Annotated in this window: 22 protein-coding genes and 1 tRNA gene; 7 read left to right on the top strand and 16 right to left on the bottom strand. The window is 60.9% G+C overall.

Annotated elements, in window-relative coordinates:
• Window positions 1-169 precede the first annotated feature (169 nt).
• The 5 genes from GXB81_RS12895 to GXB81_RS12880 all read left to right on the top strand — a co-directional run bounded on the left by GXB81_RS12895 (window position 170) and on the right by GXB81_RS12880 (window position 2510).
• Complete coding sequence (locus tag GXB81_RS12895; RefSeq protein WP_167042873.1) at window positions 170-718, top strand: chromate transporter; 549 nt, start codon at window positions 170-172, stop codon at window positions 716-718.
• A 358-nt stretch (window positions 719-1076) separates the two neighbouring features.
• The gene (locus tag GXB81_RS31900; RefSeq protein ID WP_345891036.1) at window positions 1077-1289 is read left to right on the top strand and encodes a hypothetical protein; all 213 of its coding nucleotides are present in this window, start codon (window positions 1077-1079) and stop codon (window positions 1287-1289) included.
• A 6-nt stretch (window positions 1290-1295) separates the two neighbouring features.
• Window positions 1296-1520, top strand: a complete 225-nt coding sequence (locus GXB81_RS31895; RefSeq protein WP_345889848.1) for an RNase A-like domain-containing protein — start codon at window positions 1296-1298, stop codon at window positions 1518-1520.
• A gap of 11 nt (window positions 1521-1531) precedes the next feature.
• Window positions 1532-1825, top strand: a complete 294-nt coding sequence (locus GXB81_RS12885; protein WP_205989308.1) for a contact-dependent growth inhibition system immunity protein — start codon at window positions 1532-1534, stop codon at window positions 1823-1825.
• Between the two features lie 148 nt (window positions 1826-1973).
• Complete coding sequence (locus GXB81_RS12880) at window positions 1974-2510, top strand: chromate transporter (RefSeq protein WP_167042769.1); 537 nt, start codon at window positions 1974-1976, stop codon at window positions 2508-2510.
• Between the two features lie 17 nt (window positions 2511-2527).
• Here GXB81_RS12880 and GXB81_RS12875 read toward each other — a convergent pair whose 3' ends face one another.
• The 6 genes from GXB81_RS12875 to coxB all read right to left on the bottom strand — a co-directional run bounded on the left by GXB81_RS12875 (window position 2528) and on the right by coxB (window position 9394).
• A complete protein-coding gene (locus GXB81_RS12875) occupies window positions 2528-3097 on the bottom strand; it encodes a hypothetical protein (protein ID WP_345889842.1) in 570 nt (189 codons plus the stop codon).
• A gap of 200 nt (window positions 3098-3297) precedes the next feature.
• Window positions 3298-4068 carry a hypothetical protein gene (locus tag GXB81_RS12870; RefSeq protein ID WP_167042764.1) on the bottom strand — a complete coding sequence of 257 codons (771 nt, stop codon included), beginning with the start codon at window positions 4066-4068 and terminating at the stop codon, window positions 3298-3300.
• Between the two features lie 257 nt (window positions 4069-4325).
• Entirely contained in the window at window positions 4326-5651 is a 1326-nt protein-coding gene (locus tag GXB81_RS12865; RefSeq protein WP_205989307.1) for a ferric reductase-like transmembrane domain-containing protein, read from the bottom strand.
• A gap of 199 nt (window positions 5652-5850) precedes the next feature.
• On the bottom strand, window positions 5851-6189 hold the full coding sequence (locus tag GXB81_RS12860) for a hypothetical protein (RefSeq protein WP_205989306.1): 339 nt from the start codon (window positions 6187-6189) through the stop codon (window positions 5851-5853).
• Entirely contained in the window at window positions 6186-8723 is a 2538-nt protein-coding gene (gene ctaD / locus GXB81_RS12855; RefSeq protein WP_205989305.1) for a cytochrome c oxidase subunit I, read from the bottom strand. The genes GXB81_RS12860 and ctaD overlap by 4 nt, the downstream gene beginning before the upstream one ends.
• Window positions 8720-9394 carry a cytochrome c oxidase subunit II gene (gene coxB / locus GXB81_RS12850; RefSeq protein WP_241016339.1) on the bottom strand — a complete coding sequence of 225 codons (675 nt, stop codon included), beginning with the start codon at window positions 9392-9394 and terminating at the stop codon, window positions 8720-8722. The genes ctaD and coxB overlap by 4 nt, the downstream gene beginning before the upstream one ends.
• 60 nt (window positions 9395-9454) lie before the next feature.
• Between coxB and GXB81_RS12845 the strand changes: the two genes are divergently transcribed.
• On the top strand, window positions 9455-9967 hold the full coding sequence (locus GXB81_RS12845) for a DUF2231 domain-containing protein (protein ID WP_205989303.1): 513 nt from the start codon (window positions 9455-9457) through the stop codon (window positions 9965-9967).
• On the opposite strand, the gene GXB81_RS12840 is transcribed toward GXB81_RS12845, so the two are convergent.
• From GXB81_RS12840 to yfcF, 3 genes are all read right to left on the bottom strand, one after another.
• A complete protein-coding gene (locus GXB81_RS12840) occupies window positions 9931-10443 on the bottom strand; it encodes a CopD family protein (RefSeq protein ID WP_205989302.1) in 513 nt (170 codons plus the stop codon). The two genes, GXB81_RS12845 and GXB81_RS12840, sit on opposite strands and share 37 nt — an antisense overlap.
• Window positions 10440-11165 (bottom strand): cytochrome c oxidase assembly protein, encoded by a 726-nt coding sequence (locus tag GXB81_RS12835; protein WP_205192902.1) that lies wholly within the window; start codon window positions 11163-11165, stop codon window positions 10440-10442. Before GXB81_RS12835 ends, GXB81_RS12840 begins: the two co-directional genes overlap by 4 nt.
• 457 nt (window positions 11166-11622) lie before the next feature.
• Window positions 11623-12264 (bottom strand): glutathione transferase, encoded by a 642-nt coding sequence (gene yfcF, locus GXB81_RS12830; protein WP_205989301.1) that lies wholly within the window; start codon window positions 12262-12264, stop codon window positions 11623-11625.
• A 293-nt stretch (window positions 12265-12557) separates the two neighbouring features.
• Between yfcF and GXB81_RS12825 the strand changes: the two genes are divergently transcribed.
• Window positions 12558-12642: transfer RNA gene (locus GXB81_RS12825), tRNA-Leu, on the top strand.
• A 94-nt stretch (window positions 12643-12736) separates the two neighbouring features.
• Here the strand turns inward: GXB81_RS12825 and GXB81_RS12820 are convergent.
• From GXB81_RS12820 to GXB81_RS12790, 7 genes are all read right to left on the bottom strand, one after another.
• Window positions 12737-13630 carry a polysaccharide deacetylase family protein gene (locus tag GXB81_RS12820; RefSeq protein ID WP_167042752.1) on the bottom strand — a complete coding sequence of 298 codons (894 nt, stop codon included), beginning with the start codon at window positions 13628-13630 and terminating at the stop codon, window positions 12737-12739.
• Window positions 13631-13658: 28 nt separating this feature from the next.
• Window positions 13659-14336, bottom strand: a complete 678-nt coding sequence (locus tag GXB81_RS12815; protein WP_167042750.1) for an amino acid ABC transporter permease — start codon at window positions 14334-14336, stop codon at window positions 13659-13661.
• Window positions 14337-14352: 16 nt separating this feature from the next.
• The gene (locus GXB81_RS12810; RefSeq protein ID WP_241016338.1) at window positions 14353-15021 is read right to left on the bottom strand and encodes an ABC transporter permease subunit; all 669 of its coding nucleotides are present in this window, start codon (window positions 15019-15021) and stop codon (window positions 14353-14355) included.
• A 37-nt stretch (window positions 15022-15058) separates the two neighbouring features.
• Window positions 15059-15814 carry an amino acid ABC transporter ATP-binding protein gene (locus tag GXB81_RS12805; RefSeq protein ID WP_167042748.1) on the bottom strand — a complete coding sequence of 252 codons (756 nt, stop codon included), beginning with the start codon at window positions 15812-15814 and terminating at the stop codon, window positions 15059-15061.
• Between the two features lie 9 nt (window positions 15815-15823).
• The gene (locus GXB81_RS12800) at window positions 15824-16669 is read right to left on the bottom strand and encodes a transporter substrate-binding domain-containing protein (protein WP_167283728.1); all 846 of its coding nucleotides are present in this window, start codon (window positions 16667-16669) and stop codon (window positions 15824-15826) included.
• A 67-nt stretch (window positions 16670-16736) separates the two neighbouring features.
• The gene (gene hydA / locus GXB81_RS12795) at window positions 16737-18218 is read right to left on the bottom strand and encodes a dihydropyrimidinase (protein WP_241016337.1); all 1482 of its coding nucleotides are present in this window, start codon (window positions 18216-18218) and stop codon (window positions 16737-16739) included.
• A 61-nt stretch (window positions 18219-18279) separates the two neighbouring features.
• A complete protein-coding gene (locus tag GXB81_RS12790) occupies window positions 18280-19581 on the bottom strand; it encodes an amidase (RefSeq protein ID WP_205989300.1) in 1302 nt (433 codons plus the stop codon).
• Between the last annotated feature and the right edge of the window lie 119 nt (window positions 19582-19700).

Here is a 19700-nt window from a genome sequence, read left to right as displayed (position 1 = left end):
TCTTATACGAAGGCACATGACGGCATACGAAGACATACGCAGCATCACACAAGGAGAAACAGGCGTGGCAGGCACCAACGAGCACGAAGTCGACGAGAACGACAGCCGCGACCCGGCCGCACCGCGCGGCGAGCTGGCGGCGCAACCCGGCGAACCGCCGTCCGGCAACATGACCGTGCTCGGGCTGTTCATGATTTTTGCGCGCATCGGTCTGACGAGTTTTGGCGGCGGCCTGAGCGGCTGGTTCCTGCGCGAGTTCGTGCACGACCGCCACCTGATCAGCGAGGACGAATTCCTCAACGGCCTCGCGCTGTCGCAGGCGTTGCCGGGCGTCAACGTGAAGAATCTGGCGATCTGGGTCGGCTATCGCCTGTTCGGCTGGCGCGGCGCGATTGCGGGGTTCTGCGGCATCATCCTGCCGCCGGCCGTGGTGATCGTTCTGCTCGGCGTGTTCTTCGCGGCCATCGCCTCGTTTCCGCTCACGCATGTCGCGCTCGCGGGTGCGGCAGCCGGCGCGATCGGCTTGTCGCTGTCGATGGCGATTACGGCGGCGCACCGTCTGCCGCGCCGCGTGTTCCCCTATCTCGTGCTGGTCGCGACGTTCGCGGCTGTCGCGCTGTTTCGCGTGTCGCTTGTGTGGACCGTGCTGATCGGCGGCGCCATCAGCATCGGCTATGAATATGTGCGCGCTGCGCGAGTCATGGATCGTGAGCCGTGAGTGGTAGTAGGCCGTGTCGTTATACACAATGTGTCTGCTGTGCCGTGGCATCGAAATAGCCGGTTGACTTTCAATGACATGGTGCAGCGTTTGTAAGCTGTTCGTGCTCCACGTTTGCAATCCGCTTCGCGCGTATGCCTTGATGTCTGCGGCAAAGTTCATCGCAGGCGGCAAGCCATAGCAAATGGTCCTGACGCCGTGTTTTCTGTCGCTTTTGCGAGGCACGATGGGTATTCCAGCGTACACAAATGTTGACATTTCGTTGTCCAGCGGAACCCCAAAATCATCCATCGCCCATTCCATATCGCTGTAGGCACCTGTTAGCTTGGCAGCCCAAACAATGACAGAGGAATTCGGAATGTTGGATCAACAGGATTCCGACGGAGTGCGCGTGGTGCTCAGTGCGCCGCAATTGGCTGCGGTACTGGCTCGCCAGTCGATCAGCCAGTCGGAGATGTCTTTCAATCGGATCTGGGGCGGTCTTCAGATCGTGGGTGGCGTGCTGGAAATGGTCGGGGCTGGGGCGCTCTGCGTGCTGCCCGAACCGACCATGGCGAGCAAGGCGGGATAATGGGCAATATCAGAAGTAGTGCGCGTCCACACGACACAAGTCCAGAATTGGGCGAAGTCTTCAGGTAGTGGTGGTCCCCTCACACTGATGCAGCACGTTGCGGGTGATGTCGGCTATGGAATAGAGAGGCAGACAGGAAAACTGACACGGATGAATGAGGTTGTCGTTGTGCTGAAATATCAAACCTGCAATGGAATGCCATACTACATTCTCACAGCTTACGTCGGATGAAGGAAAAAGTTATGCTGTCGGATCGCTACCCGAACCTGTATCAGTTGTTTGGCGCATACTTTAATCAGGATTCTGATTTATGGGGAGACACGATTCCAGAGATTGTTTCGTGCTACAGAAGGGACTGCCCACGGGCAAATCACCTCGAAATGATCCGCGAGATAGACTCGTTCATAAGCGAGCACCCGAATGATCTGGATTCTGCATTTGAAAAGGATTACGGACAGGATTTTGACCCGATGTTATGGGGCCATACAACTGCTTCGTTTCTCGAAGAATTGAAACACCTTCTGAGTGAGCAATAATCCGCCGGTTGCCGCGGGCACGGAAGGGCCGCGGCAACCAGGCACCCTTATCTCGCAGGCCCCCGCTTCATAAGGGGCTGGCGAGATAGGTATAACGTCATGGCGTTAGCCGCACCTCGGGCAGTCAAACTTAAGAAGAACCCATCACGTGTCCAGAACGCTCATCGCACTGTTTTCGGTTTTTGCTCCGCTGTCGATCGTGACCGTCGGCGGCGGCCAGGGTGTCGTCGCCGAGATTCAGCGACAGGTCGTCGACGTGCATCACTGGATGACGCATGCGCAATTCCTCAGCGACTTCGCGATTGCGCGGCTCGCGCCCGGCCCGGGATCGCTGCTCGCGACGCTGATCGGCTGGCAGGTCGGTGGACTCGGCGGCGCGGTCGTCGCGACGCTCGCGTTATTCGGGCCGACCGCGTTTCTGATGTACGCGGTCGTGCACGTGTGGAACCGCCACGAGGGCGCGCGCTGGCTCAACGCCTTGCAGGCCGGTTTGCGGCCCGTTGCGGCGGGCCTGATTCTCGCGGCCGTCTACGTGCTGGTCGAGCAGCTCGAAGGCGGCTGGATTGCATGGCTTACGGCCGCGATTGCCACGCTGCTCGTGATGAAAACGCGCATCAACGCCTTGGTGCTGATTGCGGGCGGCGCGGTCGTGTTCGTGCTTGCGCATTTCGCGGGGCTGCTTTGAGTTAAGGCGCGCGCGATTCAACGCCCGGAAAGAACCGCATCCTCTATTTCATAGCGCTCGTCGCCGATCGAAATCAGGTTGATGCCGGCGTTATTCCGGGTCAGCGTATTGCCCGGCATCGGTCGATCGCCTGCTTTCATGGCCGCGCCGAGTACTCGTCCGTGCGCGTTGAACAGGATCACGCGCGTATTGCCATCGGGCCAGTAGATTACGACGCTCGCGGAGTGATTGCCATGACGAACGACACCGTACTTGCACATGGTCTTCGTCTTGCCGCCGCCGCGCTCGCAGGGCAGCGTGCCGGTCGTGCTGAAATGCATGTCCTTGTCTTGCGTCTGCGCGGGCCAGCTTCGATCGTCGGCGGCGGGACCGTCCTCGGTGGCAATCGAAATCAGCGTCACGCCATCCGCTTCTCCCACCACGCGCGCACGTCGATGGTCGAGAATCGCATGCACGTCGGCGCTATTGCGCAGGCCCGGACAGCCGACGAGCATTGCCGTATGGTCGAGATAGTTCGCGGTCGCGGACGATTCGCCGAGCCGCCGGCATACATCGCCCGCATGCGGATAGCCATCGCCGAGCACCACGAACGACGCGGGCCACGCAAAATGCTTCGCGTTTGTCGGCGTGTTTGTTGCTGTGTTTGTTGCTGTGCTTGCCGCGGCGATTGCCGAAGCACTGCTCCAACTCAAAGCGGCCGCGACGAGCGCCGTCAGAGTGGCATTCGAAGCAAAAGTGGCAGCAAAAGACCGGCTCGCGCATTTCATCGACTGTCTCCTTGCGTCGCTCATTGCCGTGTCGAGCCGCTTGCCAACGCGGCCTGCGCGCGCTGCAACCACTCGCGGTTATGTTCCCGCGCGTGACGCGGCCAGTGCCGCGCATCCTGAACGATTTCCGCGTACAGACTCTCGGCGCGCTGGCGATCGGCGGCGTCGGCCTGCGTGGCCAGCCAGTCCGCGAACAGGCAGCGCGGCGCGACATCGCTCGCACAGGTGAGCGCCTGCTCGAAGGCGGCGCGCGTGCCCGGCGCACCGAGCGCGGCCAGCGTGCGCGCATACAGCAGCGCCGGCTCGCCCTGATTGCGCGCCTGCGGATTGCCCGAGAACAGATTCGCCAGCGTCGCGTCGGCGGCGGTGTAGTCGCGCAGCGCGAACTGCGAGCGCGCGAGACCGAGCAGCAAGACCGGATCGTTGGCGAAAGGTCCGTTTGCCGCCGCCTGGAAATGTTCGAGTGCCTCGCGCGCCTCGCCGGCCGCGAGCAAGGCCTCGCCGAGCCGCATGCGATGCTGTACGGTCGGCGCGCGATCGAAAGCGGCGCGCGCTTCACGCAGCGCGCGATTCGGGTCGACGAATTGCGTAATGGCCTGGGTTGCGACGCGCGCGCCACGCGAATGCCGCAGACCCGGCAGATAGATCGCGAACAAATAGACGATGCTGCCGAGCATTGGGAAAGCGAACAGAATGAACAACCAGTAAAGGCCTTGTCCATTGCGTATCGCGTGGACGGCGAAAAAAATCGCAATGATGACGTGAAGACCGATTCCGAAGAAATAGGGCATATCGATTCAACCTTGGAGCCTGAAGGAGCGCGAGGGCGCATGAGCCGACGCCTGAGCCACACATGGTGGCATATGGTGGCACACGGCCGCGCCGGATTTCGACCGCACAGTGTATTACAGCGCGGCCCATGCGTATCCCCCGCAGCTGCCGAGCTTAACCGGCGCGCAGATACGCGAACAGCAAGGACAGCGCCACGACGACGATGCCCGTCGCCACGGCGAGGTGATTGGCCAGGAGTCGACGCATCGCAAGTCTCCTAAACGAAGCTGTAGCGTTCGGAATGGTAGCGCGTGCGCGGCACGTCTATCTCGCCGAGCGCGCGTTCGATCGCATCCATCATCGGGTCCGGTCCGCAGATGAAGTACTCGTGATCCGCATAGCCCGGCGGCAGATGGCGCCGGAACATGGCCGCATTGATGTGCCCGGTCTCGCCGCTCCAGCCCTGGGGCGGTTCCGCCAGCACGTAGACGACGCGCAGATCGAGCCTCGCCTGCAGCGCATCGAGTTCCTCGCGAAAGGTCAGCGAATCCCAGTTCTTGCCGCCGTACAGCAGCACGAGCGGACGTGAGTCGCCGCGATCGGCGAGCGTGCGGATCATGCTCATCATCGGCGTAATGCCGATGCCGCCCGCGATCAGCACGTGCATGTCGGTCGGCTGGCCGATCGTGAACGCGCCGTACGGTCCGTCGAGATAGACGCGCTGGCCGGCCTCGATCGTCTTGACCTGGCTCGTGAAGTCGCCGAGATTGCGGATTGTCATTTCGACGCGGCCCTGCGCGGCTTCGGCGCTCGACGAAAACGAAAAAGGATGGCCGGTGATTCTGAACGGACTGCCCCATACGGTAAGCCAGCCGAATTGCCCCGGCTTGAAGCGGAAGCCCGCATGTCCGTCGGGCTGCATGACGAGCGTCGTGGTGTCGCCGCGTTCGCTGCGTACTTCGGTGATGCGATAAGGCCGACGCAACATGAAGAGCGGCTTGAAGAGCCGCACGTAGAGCAGCAGCGCGATCCAGAACAGCGTCATGCCGATCCACAGCGCGCGCTTGAGCGGATCGGCGAGATAGAAGCCCCAGCCGATCATGTGCAGCACGCCGCCGAAGATCGCGATCAGCGCGAGCGCGATATGCGACAGATGCCAGAGTTCGTAGGGGATTTTCAGTTGCTTGCGCCACAGCGCGGTAATCACGAGCACGATCACCGCGCCGATCGACAGCACCGCGAACCACGCGCCCCACGGCACTTCGCCGAGCGACGCGGGCATGGCGAGCTTGTCGGAGCCGATCGCGAGCAGGATCAGCGGATGAACGACGACGAGGCCGACCGCGAGCAGCGAAACGCGCCGATGGAAATGGTAGATGACGTCCTCGCCCCACGGCTCGGTCACGTGACGAAAGCGCGCGGTGAGGCCGAATTGCAGACCCATCATCGCGAGGCCCGAATAGCCGAGCGCCACCGAGAACTCGGTGCCGAAGCCGCGCGCGGGCGGCAGCGTGCCGGCCAGCAGCGCGAACAGCGGGGCGAGAATGAACAGCAGATAGATGGCGGACCAGATGGCCTTGCGCGCGAGATCGTGAGACTGCATGAGTGCCTCTTTATGGGAGCGGCGAAACGGGAGAAACGGGCGGACCGCGCAGGCGGCGAAAGGATCGCGGCGCGCTCGAACGCGGCCCGGAAGTGATGCTCACGGCACGCTTGTGGTGTGCCTGCGGAGTGTTCGTGGCGTGCTTGCGGCCTAATTCACGGCGCGCTCGTAGCACGCTCGTGGTGCATTCGTCTTGCGTTCAGACGCACGTCGTGAGCAGCAGCGCGGGGCCAAACGTAATGACGGTCGCAACGAGCGCCGCGATCAACGTCCAGATGACGACGCTGTGCATGAACGAACTGATGGGCTCGGGTCCGGGGTCGTGCCGCGCGGCGGCGCGATAGCGCCACAACCCGCCGATCGCGACCAGATGCAGCAGCAGCACGATTGCGAGACTCGCGCGCAACGGACCAGCCGACCATGCGAACGCGCAGCCGATCGCATGCAGCGCATAGAGAATCACGAGCGCGAGGCACCAGATCGTGAAGCCGGCGGCGAGCCACCACACACGCCGCGGCGCAAGCGGGCGTCCGTTCATGGCTTTGCTCCGAGCATCGCGACGAGGCCGGGCAGCGCGAGCACGAGGCCGAGCGCGACGATGGCGGTCGCGAGCGTGTAATCGACCCACAGGCGCGTGAGGCGCAAGTCCGTGAGCCGTCGCGCGGAGATGAAGCCGGCGCCGAGGCGCAGCATGTTGCTGGCGAGGAACAGCAGCCCGACGCCCGCATGGATCGCGACGTAGGTGAGCAGCGCGGCGGCGGTCGCGCCGAGCGCATGCTCGCGCGGATTCGGCATCACGCCGTTGATGAGCATCACGTCGGCGACGAGCGCCACGCCCAGCGCGAGCGCGGTCAGCGCGATCGTGCCGTGCGGTTTGCGCTCCGCGGCGGCCGCGCGCAGCGAGCCGCGCGTCGTGGCCGCCGCGACCGCGAGCGCGACGAGCGTGACGAACGCGAGCAGACGGCTCGGCTGTGGCGTGACGGCGGCCGGCCAGTTCGGCGCGGCGATCCACAGGTAGAACGTGCCGAACACGAGCGAGGTGAACAGCGTGCCGTTCGCGACGAGCGTGCAGACCAGCGCGAGCCACGACGGCGCGCCGGCTACTTCGGTATGCGGCGGTACGCTGACGCCGCGGCCCACGGGCAGCGCGCCGTAATCGCGCGCATGGCCGGCGCTTTGGCCCGCGTAGACGAAGAGGCCGAACGTCACGAACGCGAAGGCGAGCGACAGCCAGTAGAACTTGAACAGCATCGCCAGCACCGCCGCGCAGGTGACGGTCGCGGTAATGAGCGGCAGATAGGTCGGGCGCGGCAGCACGATCAGCTGCTCCGGCTCGCCCGAGGTCATATGCACGCCGAGCGCTTCCTGCCAGCCGTTGCGCGTGAAGCCGAGATAGCCTTCGCCGCGCGCGAGCGAGGCCGCGAGTTGGCCGGGGCCGACCTGTTCGGTGTGCGCGTCGACGTGCGGAATCGATGCGAATGCATAGGGCGCGGGCGGAATCGGCATGGCCCATTCGAGCGTGGTCGATTCCCACGGATTACGCCGCACCCGCCGGCCGAAACGCAGCTGCACGAGGATGTCGATCGCGACGAGGGCGAAGCCGATCGTCATGACGAAGCTACCCAGCGACGACAGCAGATTGAGCCCGTTCCAGCCTTCGTCGCCGCTATAGGTGAAGATGCGCCGCGGCATGCCGAGCAGGCCGGTCAGGTGCATCATGAAGAACGTCATGTTGAAGCCGATGAATACGAGCCAGAACGCCGCTATCGAGAGCTTGTGCACGGCGGTGCGGCCGGTCAGCAGCGGCAGCCAGTAGTAGAACGCGGCCAGCATCGGAAACGCGAGTGCGCCGGCCACCACGTAATGCATGTGCGCGACGACGAAGTAGGTGTCGTGCGCCTGCCAGTCGAACGGCACCATCGCGAGCATGACGCCGGTCAGGCCGCCGCAGGTGAACACGAAGAAGAAACCGAAGATGTACAGCATCGGCACGTCCCAGCGTGGCCGGCCGTGCGACAGCGTGGCGAGCCACGCGAAGAACTGGATCGCGGTGGGCACCGCGACGATTGCCGAGCCGGCCGAGAAGAACGCGAGCGCGAGATGCGGAATGCCCACCGTGAACATATGGTGGACCCAGATGCCGAAGCTCAGGAACGCGAGCGCGATGATCGCGACGACGATCGCCTTGTAGCCGACGAGCTTTCTTCTCGCGAAGACCGGGATCATGGTCGAGAGCACGCCCGCCATCGGCAGGAAGATGATGTAGACGTCGGGGTGGCCGAACAGCCAGAACAGATGCTGCCAGAGCAGCGGGTCGCCGCCGCGCGTCGGATCGAAGAACGGCAGGTTGAAGGCGCGTTCCACTTCGAGCAGGATCGAGCCGAGAATCAGCGGCGGAAATGCGACGATCATCATCATCGCGGTCACGAGGATGTACCACGCGAAGATCGGCATGCGGTCGAGCGACATGCCCGGCGCGCGCATCTTCAGGATCGAGACGACGATCTCCATCGCGAGCGAGAGCGCCGAGATCTCGACGAAGGTGATGCCGAGCAGCCATACGTCGGCGTTCAGCCCCGGTGTGTAGACATGCGAACTCAGCGGCGTGTACATGAACCAGCCGCCGTCCGGCGCGCTGCGCAGAATGAGCGAGACCGTCAGGATCGTGCCGCCGAACAGATAGCACCAGTAGCCGTACGCGGTGAGACGCGGAAACGCGAAGTCGCGCGTGCCGAGAATTTTCGGCGTGAGATAGACCGCGAAACTTTCCACCATCGGAATCGCGAACAGAAACAGCATCATCGACCCATGCATCGTGAAGACCTGGTTGTAGGTCTCGACGTCCATGAAGGCCGCGTGCGGCGTGGCGAGCTGTACGCGCGTGAGCATGCCGAGAATGCCCGCGATCGCGAAGAACACGAACGAGGTCATCATCATGCGAATGCCGAGCACGCTGTGGTTGACGGCGGCGAGTCTCTGCACGCCCGGCCCGGTGGCCCAGATCGCGGCAAGCTGACGGTGCAGCCGCAACGCGCTCATGCCCTGCGATTGCGGCTCGATGGGCACGCTCATTTCTTTATCTCCCCGGTGGCGGCGTTTCTGACGGCGGCGGAAAAATCTTCGGGACGATCGACGATCACGCTGAAATGCATGCCCGCGTGGCCGATGCCGCAAAACTCGTTGCATTGTCCGGAGTACTCGCCCGGCTGATCGGCTTCGATGCGCAGGCGGTTTTCATGACCTGGCAGCGCGTCGATCTTGCCGGCGAAGCGCGGAATCCAGAACGCGTGCACGACGTCCCGGCTCGTGACGACGATATCGACCGGCGTGCCCGCCGGCAGATGCAGCACGTTCTCGGTTTCGACGTTGCCTTCGTCCGGATAGCGGAAGGTCCAGCGCCATTGCTGCGCGATCGCTTCGATGCGCATGGGCGCATGCGCGCGCAACGGCAGCAGCAGTTCGCCCGCATAGAGCGCATAGCCGATCAGCGGCAGCAGAACCACGGCGGGCAGCACGAGGCCGCCGAGCACGATCCAGCGCGCGGGCGATACGCGCGAGCCCCAGCCCGGATAACGGATCACGAGGTAGAACAGCACGAGCACCAGCGCGAACAGCAGCGCCGCGCCCGCCAGCATGACCCACCATAGTCCGGCGATGGACGCCGCCGCGGGACCGGAAGGCTCGAGCGTCGACAGCGGACCGGCGCAGCCGCATAACGCCGCGATCAATCCCGCTTGGACCATCAACCGCAAACGGCTATGATAGTTCGCACGATTAAGCATTCGACGCGAGGAACTTTCATCATGGCAAAACAAGGCAATTCCGGATCCGAAAGCAGAAGCGAAGTCCTGCTGGAACTGTTGCGGCTCGATGCGGGCTCGGCCGTTGCACTCGTCGGTCATCCTATCCACGTGATGATGGTGCATTTCCCGATCGCGTTCGTCGTCGCGACGCTGGGCGTCGACGTGCTCTACTGGTGGACGGGCGATCCGTTCTGGGTGCGTGCCGGTTTGTGGGCGGGCGGCTTCGCATTCTGGAGCGGCGTGGCCGCGAGCTTCGTCGGCACGGCCGAGTTGTTGCTCGTGCGCGGCATCCGTCTCAGGGAAGCGAGCTGGTCGCACGCGGTCGCCGCGATGACGCTCGTCGCAATCGCGGGCGCGAACTGGGGCGTGCGGCTGTTCTACCCCGAGCAGATCCTGCCGCATGGTCTCGCGCTGTCGGTGCTCGCCTCGGTGATGACGGGCTTCGCCGGCTGGCATGGGGGCAAGCTCGTGTTCGATCATGGCGTGGGTATTCTGGTTTCGCCGAAGGAGTGATGCAGCCAGCGGCCAAGTCCGCCGGGCTCGAACAGATGCGGGGCAAGCAGGTTCGAGTCGATGTGCGGCTTGGCCAGCACGATCCAGATGATCGCGACGATCACGACCACGTACGCGACGCTCAGCACGATCAACGATGCGCGGCTGAAACGGCCGTCGGGCAGAAACACGTCATGCAGCACGAGGCCGGCCACGACGTGCAGCATCGCCATGATGCCGACCAGCACCATCTTCAGCGAGAACCATTCGACGAAGGTGGCCTGCAGAAAAATCAACACCGTGCCGCTCGCAATCGCGACGAAGGCGGCAGGCGAAGTCAGTTCCACATAGACCATGCGCGTGATGCGGTGCAGGCGATCGAGCTCGGTGCCTTCCGTTTGCGCGCCGCGTTGCCAGAACAGGAACGGCAACACGATCAGGCCGCCCGACCATAGCGCAATCGCGGCGAGATGAATGAATTTCAGAAGGGTCGTCACAGTGCGGGCTCTCTGACGTGCAGGCTGGACCAGGCAAGCCGAAGTCCCGCGATGAAGTAGGGGATCATTCCGAGCACCCACATCAGCAGTCCCGCGAGTTGCTGGTCGGCGAGCGGCGTGAGCCCCCATGCGGCCGTGGTTGCGAAGTGCGCGACATAGAGCGGCACCGGCGCGAACACGATCAATGCGCCGAGCAGGCCCATATGTCCGATCGTCGCGACGAGCGCCATCAGTGCCGCGCCGGTCGGCACCGATGGCGAGAAGATGCTGCGCCACATGAACCATGCGCTGCCGAGCAGCGTGAGTTGCATGAGCCAGTAGGCCGGCACCGTGGAGAGCCCCCACGCATAGGGGCCGGGTGCATGCCAGAGCCAGATGAACACCGCATGCGCGGCGACTACCGGCACGAGCGGTGGACAGGCGAGGCGCGGCAATGGAAACGCGAGGGCGAGCAGCGGCGCAATAGCCGCGATCAGAATGATGTGGTGAGTGACGCGCGCCGAGAACAAGGCCGACGACAGCGCGCATAGCGGCGAGACGAATACGACGACCATCAGCGCAATGGCCGCCCAGGCCGCGCGTGCATTGTCGGAGCGGCCGCTCGCCACCACGAAGGCGAGCGCGGCGAGTGCCACGAGCAACAGCGGGTCTGTATTCCAGCGTAGCCACACGCTGCCGGGGACAGCGGCGGGGCCACAATAGGCGACCAGAAAATATGGCATGGCGCAATATCTTCAGCTAGTCCAGGTTTCGCACCTCACGTTGAACGCGCGGAATAAGAAACTGGAGAATGGTTGGGATGGCTGATGATCTTATTGATTGCCCATGTACTGTAGCGTAAATAATCTGTTTAGGGTCGGCTATCTGGACGTCATTGCTTTTTGCATTGCATAAAAGATTGTGAATTTTTCATGCGGAATGTGAATTATGAAAAAAATCGGTTCTATGCAATGACATCGATATACGTGCGATGGTGCGACGCAATACGGCCATGCTGATAGACGGAGTGGGTCGAGTGCTCGTGGGCGCGCGATCTATTCGCGTGCTTCCGGATCAATTGAATTGATTTGAATGGTGGCGTTGAAATTGCACCACCATTGGCATTGGAGCTGTATTGATGAGAATAGGATAGGGGGCGTGGTGAATGGGCGTCTTTACGATAATGTTGCTATTCGTTCTTTACAGCTGTGGGCGTTCCAGTTGTATCCATTGCCGCACGGAGTCTCGTTGCCATTGATCGTTTGCATAGTCCTTCAATCTTTGCGGCACCGGGTCACCGTTCAATACGAGGCGATTCAACATAAGCGCGAGATCCGTATCGGCAATGCACCACTCGCCGAAGAGATTGGACGAATCGTGCGGAAGCAGCGCTTCGACTGCTGCGAACAATTTTTGCGCGGCATCTTCGGCGGTCGCGGAAAGCGGGCCGCCACGCACTCCGTAAAAGATGACTTCGGTCGAGCGTTCCTGGCGGATCGGCAATAGATCACTGCGCAGCCATGCCTGCACTTGGCGCGCCCGCGCGCGCAGATGGCGGTCTTGCGGGTAGACCGGCGTTTGCGGAAAAGTCTCGTCGAGGTATTCGGTAATCGCCGACGATTCGGATAACGCGAAATCGTCGTGGACCAACGTTGGTACGCGTTGTGTCAGCGAGCGGGCGGCATACTCTGCCTGACGATTCGCGTTGCTTGCGAGATCGACGGTGGAAAGATCGAATGGCAATTGCTTCTCGCGAAGCGTGACGAAAACGGACATCGCATACGGGCTGGCGAATTGGACATCCGTGTAGAGGCGCAGATGCGGTTGCAAAGTACTCTCCATCGTTGTGGTGTTGTCTTGCGTATCGAGCCTGAGGGGCGTTTCCCTCGGAGAAGTCCAAGCTTCAATACTAAACCGTTCTTACATCGGGCATCGCGCCTCGGGACATCCAGTTGGCTTCGGGTCTGTTTTTGAAAAATCTCCGCATAGGGGCTTCAAAAAAATAATTTTGTTGCTACAATGGCGCCCCTCTGCCCAGGTGGCAAAGGGGTAGACGCACTCAAAGCGCTGTCCAGGCCTTGGCTGACGGGGCTGTCAGCGGTAAAGGGTCCAGTGCGTCCCGAGTTGTATGCAGTGCCGACGTGGTGAAATTGGTAGACACGCTATCTTGAGGGGGTAGTGGCGAAAGCTGTGCGAGTTCGAGTCTCGCCGTCGGCACCAAAGTCATGTTCCGTAGCCAGCCGCGCTGCGGGCTACTAGCAGTTCTTCTTCCGCAGCTATCTGCTGCACGCTCCCCGTTCAAAGACCCGTTGAATCAGACGACGACGCCCGAGGGTAGTCTTGCGACGTGGTCATAAATTTCTCCCGGCCGCGTGAACCATACTTTGTCGCGATTCGCATGATTGACGATGTATTTCAAAGCTCGTTTGATTGCGCGTAATCGATACGGCTGGCCGACAATCATGGTGTGCAAGGCGACGCCACATACCAACGGATGCTCTTCCGATTGTTCAAGCATTTCCTCGAACTGATCGACGATCATGCGCTCGAACTCCTCAGCGGAGTGGTGACGGACCAGTACCTGGGGCGAGTCGTTGATTTCAAACGGATACGGTAGCGACAGAATCGGGCCCGAGCGCGTTTGCATCCAGATCGGCTGATCGTCACCGGGCCAGTCCATCAGGAACTTGTAGCCGCTTTCGCGTAACAGATCGGGCGTCTGGTGGCTGACCGACATCCATGGACTCATCCAGCCTCGGACTTCCTGCTTCGCGTGGTGCTGAATCTGCTCGCGCACATGTTGCAGGAGCCTGATTTCGTCCTGCTCCCACATCTGCCCCTGACGCTCCGAATTGGTTCGTCCGTGTCCGATGATCTCGTCACCGCGAGTCCTGATCGCTTCGACAATTTGTGGTGCATAGTCGAAAACCGCGGTGTTCATCAGATGGCATGCCGGCAAACCCAATTCGTCGAGTAACTTGAAAATGCGCCATACGCCGATCCGGTTTCCGTAATCGCACCATGTGAAGGCTCGATGGTCGAGGCCAGGCAATGGCGTAGAAAGCGAATGGCTGAGGCCCGTTCCGAATGCGAAGTGCTCGATATTCAGGCCGATATAGAATGCCAGTCGTTTCCCCTCGGGCCATGAATAGTTCTGGCGTTCGACAATGGGCGAGTAACTGTAACGATTATGGTGTGGCAGTTGCATAAGTGATTGGGTAGCCGTAGTTCATTGATCAATGACGATTCGCCATTCTTCTGCGTTCCAGTCGGCTGATAAGGCGAACCAGCGGGATCAACAGCAGCAGATACAACAGGGCGGCCAAAATAATCGGCGACGGGTTGTAAAGCAAAGCCTGCGCATTTTGGGCGACCTGCAATAGCTCGGGCAGCGCGACTGCGCTCGCGATCGTTGTGAGCTTGATGATTTCGAGTGAATTGCTGACCAGATCCGGCATTACATTGCGCACCGCCTGCGGAATCTGCACATAGAAGAGCGCCTGCATGAAAGAGAGCCCCGTGGAGCGGGCGGCCTCGACTTGTCCCTTGGGGAGCGATTCGAGCCCGGCGCGAAATACCTCACCGTAATAGCAGGAGTTGTTCAATGTGAAGCACAGCACGACCGCGACGATCTTCGGGATATTGAGGTTGAGGAAGGGAAGCCCGAAGTAGATGACCATCAGCAGCACGAGTGGCGGAATGGATCGGAAGATGTCGATATAGACCACCAGTACGGCGCGCAGTAGCGGGTTCCTGGCATTCGTATATAGAACCGCCACTCCGAGCCCGGAGATCAGGCCAAATGGAATCACCAGAATCGACAGGAGCACTGTCATCCAGAGTCCCTGCAGCAATATCGGAGCGACGCTGCGATAGATGTCCAGATTGAAAAAATTGTCCAGAATTCCCTGCATGGGGTTCCTCGTCTATTCAGCGGAAGCGCCGTTCCAGATAGCGGCCGACCAGTACCACGGGCAAGAAGATCGCGAGGCTGCCGATGGCGCACATCATCAACGGAGTCGCATTGCCCGCGCTGCTGGTCGCGGACTGCGCATTGTTGAGTACCTCGGCAAGACCGACCACCGCTCCCAGCGCCGTTCCCTTGACGATGGCGATGACCCGATTGGTCAAAGGCGGTACCGTGAGTTTCAGCGCGTGCGGCCATACGACATACCACATCGTCTGCATCCAGCTCATTCCGGTCGAGCGGCCCGCTTCCATCAATCCCTTGGGGGTTGCGCGCAATCCCGCCCAGAAGATTTCTTCGGCAAAGGCAGCCAGAACGAGCGATAGCGCCAACCAGGTGGCCGCGAACGCGGACATGGATATGCCGATGTACGGGAACGCAAAGAACAGCAGAATGATGCCGACGAGCGGCGGGAGCGAGCGAAGCACATCGGCGAATACGATGATGGCGACATTGACCGTGCGCACGCCGGCAGCCCGCATGAATGCAAGCAGGAACCCGATGGTGAGGCCCGTAGCGACCACCGCAACGCCCACCTTCACCGTGACCCACATGCCGGACAGTATGAAAAGGTAGTACTTCCCGATCACGTCGGGATTTAAGAACGTAAATATCAGCCCTTGAATATTCATCGGTGTCTCAAAGCCGGAATCGAAACCTGAACGGACATCAATGCCGCGATGTCACGCTCGATATAAAGGCCTGGGTGCGCTCATGCCGCGGCTGCTCGAAGATCTGTTGCGGTGTACCTTGCTCCAGCACGACGCCGCCGTCCATGAACACGACCCGGTCGGCCGCCGCCCTGGCGAAGCCCATCTCATGGCTGACCACGATCATCGTCATGCCCATGGTCTTGAGCTTGCGCATGGCTTCCAGCACGCTGCTGACCAGTTCCGGATCGAGCGCGCTGGTGGGTTCGTCGAACAGCACGATCTTGGGATGCAACGCAATCGAGCGCGCAATCCCGACGCGTTGCTGCTGCCCGCCCGAGAGCTGATCGGGGTAGTAGCTGGCGCGCTCCAGCATGTTGACCTGAGACAACGCTTCCAGCGCACGCTGTTCCGCGGCCGCTTTAGGCAGCTTCTGCACCTTGCGCAAGGCGAGCATGATGTTGCTCAGTACCGTCATGTGAGGATAGAGATTGAAATGCTGAAAAACCATTCCGATCTTCTGTCTGACTGCATTCAGGTCGGTGCGAGGACGCGTGATGTCCTGGCCGTCGAAGTGAATGCTGCCCGAACTCACATGCTCCAGCACGTTGCAGCATCGCAGAAGGCTGCTCTTCCCGGAGCCGGACGGCCCAATGATGAACACCAGCTCTCCGGCGCGAATGTCGAGATTGATTCCCTTGAGCACAGGGTTGTCGCCATACGACTTGTGAAGATCGCGGATGCTCAGGATGGGCTGCGAGGCGTTGTTCAGCATGAAATACCTCTACTTGGCGCAGGATAGCTTGACCGGCGTGGCGTCGTAGCCGGGCATATTCGGAATCCCTTCTCCCGGGTACACGTTTTTCGTCGTGTCCGGTGCAAAGCCCAGCCATTTGACCGCGATTTGAGCCACGATGCCTTTTTGTTTGAGGCACTTCAATGCATTCGAGATCTGATTGCGGCGCGCGGCATCGTCCTTGCGAAATGCGAAGGCCCAGGCTTGTCCGGTCTTGATGAGAAGCGTCGATTGAAGCAGGGGATTGTGTTTGGCCGCCCATGCCTGCGCGGGCACGCCCGCCATGTTTGCATCGGCTCTGCCCGAGACCACCGCCTGAATCGCATCGGCATTGGTCGGGAAAACGTTGAATTCAAAACCATATTTCGCATGGTTCTCCTGCGACCATTGCTCGTATGGCGATCCCCGATTGACCGCCAGCCGCATACCCTTCAGTTGTGCCAGCGAGGTGATCGGCGTCGCGCCTTTCTTTTGCAGCACCAGGTAGTCGGAATCCAGATAGGGCTCCGAGAACAGCATCGCGTTGGCACGTTCAGGCGTGGCGGTGACGGCCCCGAGGATGAAGTCGTACTTCTTTGCGTTGAGTGCGGGAATCAGCGCCGAAAACTGCGTGCCTTCAACCTCTATCTTATCGCCCAGTTCTTTTTCCAGCGCGTGCCCCAGATCGATCGAGAATCCTTCGAGCTGACCTTGCAAGTTGCGAAAAACGAGCGGGGCATAGGTGTCGTCAACCCCGGTGTGCAGGGTCTCGGCCTGTGCCGGTGCGATCGACATCGTCAATGCCGCGATGCAGGCCAGCATTCCCGCCCGTTTAACACCCAATCCGTATGCCATTTCTTTGTCTCCTCAAAAGTTGTTCCTGCCCGACAAGGTCGATCGTTAGCACTGCAATGGCAGCCCTTTATAGATCGAACAATTTTCTGAACAATAAACCTCGGCCATCGCGCCCCAGGCCATCAGGCACGGGGCGCTCGGGTTGCACCAGCCATTCCGATGGTCCGCACGCCAGAAACGTGCCGTCTCCCGGTTTCGCCAATAGCTGTCCGCCATTGACGACGACCTTTCCCCGGCAGATCGTTGTTTCCGGCCATCCCTGCACCTGCATGCCTTCGTATGGCGTGTAGCCCACGCGATCGTGCAGCATCTCGCTAGTGATGGTCACGTGGCGATCCGTGTCCCAGATCACGAGGTCGGCATCACTATCGACCCGGATGACGCCTTTCCTCGGATAAAGCCCGTAGGCTTTGGCCGGATTGGCCGCGGTCAATGCAACGTAGCGCTCCAGTGAAATGCGGCCTTTGCCGACCCCCTCGGAAAAGAGCAGAGGCAGACGTGTTTCCAGACCCGGAACGCCGTTGGCGATTTCGGAGAAGCGAGTCTCGGCGCCATTCGGGAGCTTCCCGCTGCTGTCGAAGCGATAGGGCGCATGATCGGACGAAAATACGCTGAGCGTCCCGCTGGCGAGACCCGCCCATACCGCTTCCCGCGATACGCCATCTCTCGGCGGCGGCGCGCAGCAGAACTTGGCGCCTTCCAGTCCGGGCAAATCCAGGTCTTCGCGGGACAGAACCAGGTATTGCGGGCAGGTTTCGGCATATACCGGCGCGCCCATTGTCTGCGCCGCATGAATGACCTGGACGGCCTCGATACCGCCGACATGCACGATGAGCAATGGCGCGCCAGCCAGCCGCGCCAATGACACGGCGCGATAAGTGGCTTCGGTTTCCGCGAGGGGATCGTGTGCCACCTCGTGATATTTAGGCGCGGTCAGGCCTCGTTCGAGCAGCCGGGCCGTCAGCCAGCGCACCATGTCGTTGCTTTCCGCGTGCACCATGACCAGTGCGCCGTGCTGGTTGGCCGAGGCGAAAACATCGAGTATCTGGGTGTCGTTCAGCCTGACCGCGTCATACGTCATGTACACCTTGAACGACGTTATGCCGCGGGATACGGCGATCGGTACTTCCCGGGTCAGAACGTCATCGGATGCGTCGGTCAGGATTGCATGGAACGCATAGTCGATCACCGCCTTGGGTGTGGCGCGAGCCGCGTAATCGTCGATGGCGGCAAGCAATGATTCGCCACGCCGCTGCATGGCAAAAGGAATCACGGTTGTCGTGCCGCCGAACGCGGCGGAAACCGTTCCGCTGTAGAAGTCGTCCGCTCCCATGATGCCCATGCCGGACATCTGCTCGATGTGACAGTGACTGTCTATGCCGCCGGGCAGAATCAGCTTTCCGCCGACATCGAAATCCTGCCGACCGGGACATAGGTCCGGGGCCAGCGCGACAATCTGTTCGCCACGAATTCCAATGTCGAGGCGATGCGTTCCATCGCCGGTGTGCACGAGACCACCGCGCAGCGTAAGGTCGAATTCAATCGTCATCAATGAATCCCTGGTCGTTGTCAGGCTGTTGAAATTCGCTGCGAGGTATGGCTCAAAGAACCTATTCAATAGTCCTGCTGGAAAATGCCGGATCGATATACCGGCTGAGCAATTCGGCCGCAGCCAGCAGCAGGCGATCCTGACCAAATCGCCCCACCAGTTGCAACCCGAACGGCATGCCGTTCGCGGACCGACCAAATGGAATGACGATGGTCGGCAGATGCAAGAGGGTCCATAAAGCGCCCAGTCGTGGCGAGCCGGAATAGTCGAGGCCTTCTTCCGCGGAGCCTTCCGTCGCCGGGTAGATCAGCACGTCGTTGTCCTGGAACAGTTCATCGACCGAGTATCTGGCGCGCTCGACGGCGCTGCGCAGCTGCAGATAAAGGTCCTGGTCGATCTGTTCCGCGACCGCGAGGCGGTTGCGCAGAATGTCGCTCATCAGTTCGGCGTGGTTCTGGCGTTCATGCGCGAGTGAATGAGCCGCTTCATAGACGAAGATTTTTTCCTGTCCGGCAATCAGACTCTCCAGATCGGCGTCGAGGCTCAATTCGCGAACCGGCTGATTTGCCCGCATCAGAGCCTGCTGAAGTCGCGTCAGCGTATCGAAGAACGATTGCTCGACGCCGTTCCACTGTGATGATCTGCAAATGGCAAAGCGTGGTGTGCCGCATCGAACGATTTCCGAGTCGAAGTCGGGATCATTGAACGTGAGCAGATAGGCATCGCGAATCGTGCGGGTCAACAATCCAATCGTGTCCAGAGATTGACTCGTGGGTTTCAGGCCCGCACGGTTGAACAGGTCGAACGTGGGCTTGAACCCCACCACTCCACAATACGATGCCGGTCGGGCAATCGATCCGGTCGTTTGCGTACCCAGTGCGAAAGGCACCATGAAATCGGCGACTGCCGCAGCCGATCCGCTGGACGATCCCCCGGGAGTATGGGTGAGACGAAGCGGATTGCGCGTCATGGCGGGCTTGCGCGTCGCGAATTCGCTGGTGGCCGCTTTGCCGACGAGAATCCCGCCCATGCCCCGGAATTGCGACACGCATGCCGAATCGGCTTGCGGGCGATGTCCGGCATAGATTGGGGAACCGTATTCAGTCGGAAAGTCGGCGGTTTCGATGATGTCCTTTACAACGAACGGTATCCCATGCAGGTGAGGGCGATACACCTGCCTGTCCATCTTGCGTGCATCGTGAAGCGCCTTGTCCGGGTCGACGGTGACAAGAGCCTGCACGACCGGGTTGCGATCCTGAATGCGCTCCAGGCACGACCGTACGAGTTGCTCGGAAGTGAGCGAGCCGGCCGCCAATTGCTGCGCGGCGGCGGAAACAGTGAGCAGATGAGCTTCGTGGATCAATTTTTTTGCCGGAAGTCAACTTGAGTGGCGGATTATAGGTAGGCCATAAATCTACGTCTAATTCTTAATTGACAGTCGATTGATTCGTATTAAGCTATCAATCGAGTCTCGCCGGATCA

It is taken from the genome of Paraburkholderia sp. Ac-20336, assembly GCF_017105025.1.
Taxonomy (GTDB): domain Bacteria; phylum Pseudomonadota; class Gammaproteobacteria; order Burkholderiales; family Burkholderiaceae; genus Paraburkholderia.
The sequence above is the reverse complement of the archived record's forward strand: the minus strand, read 5'-3'. Positions and strand labels throughout refer to the sequence as shown.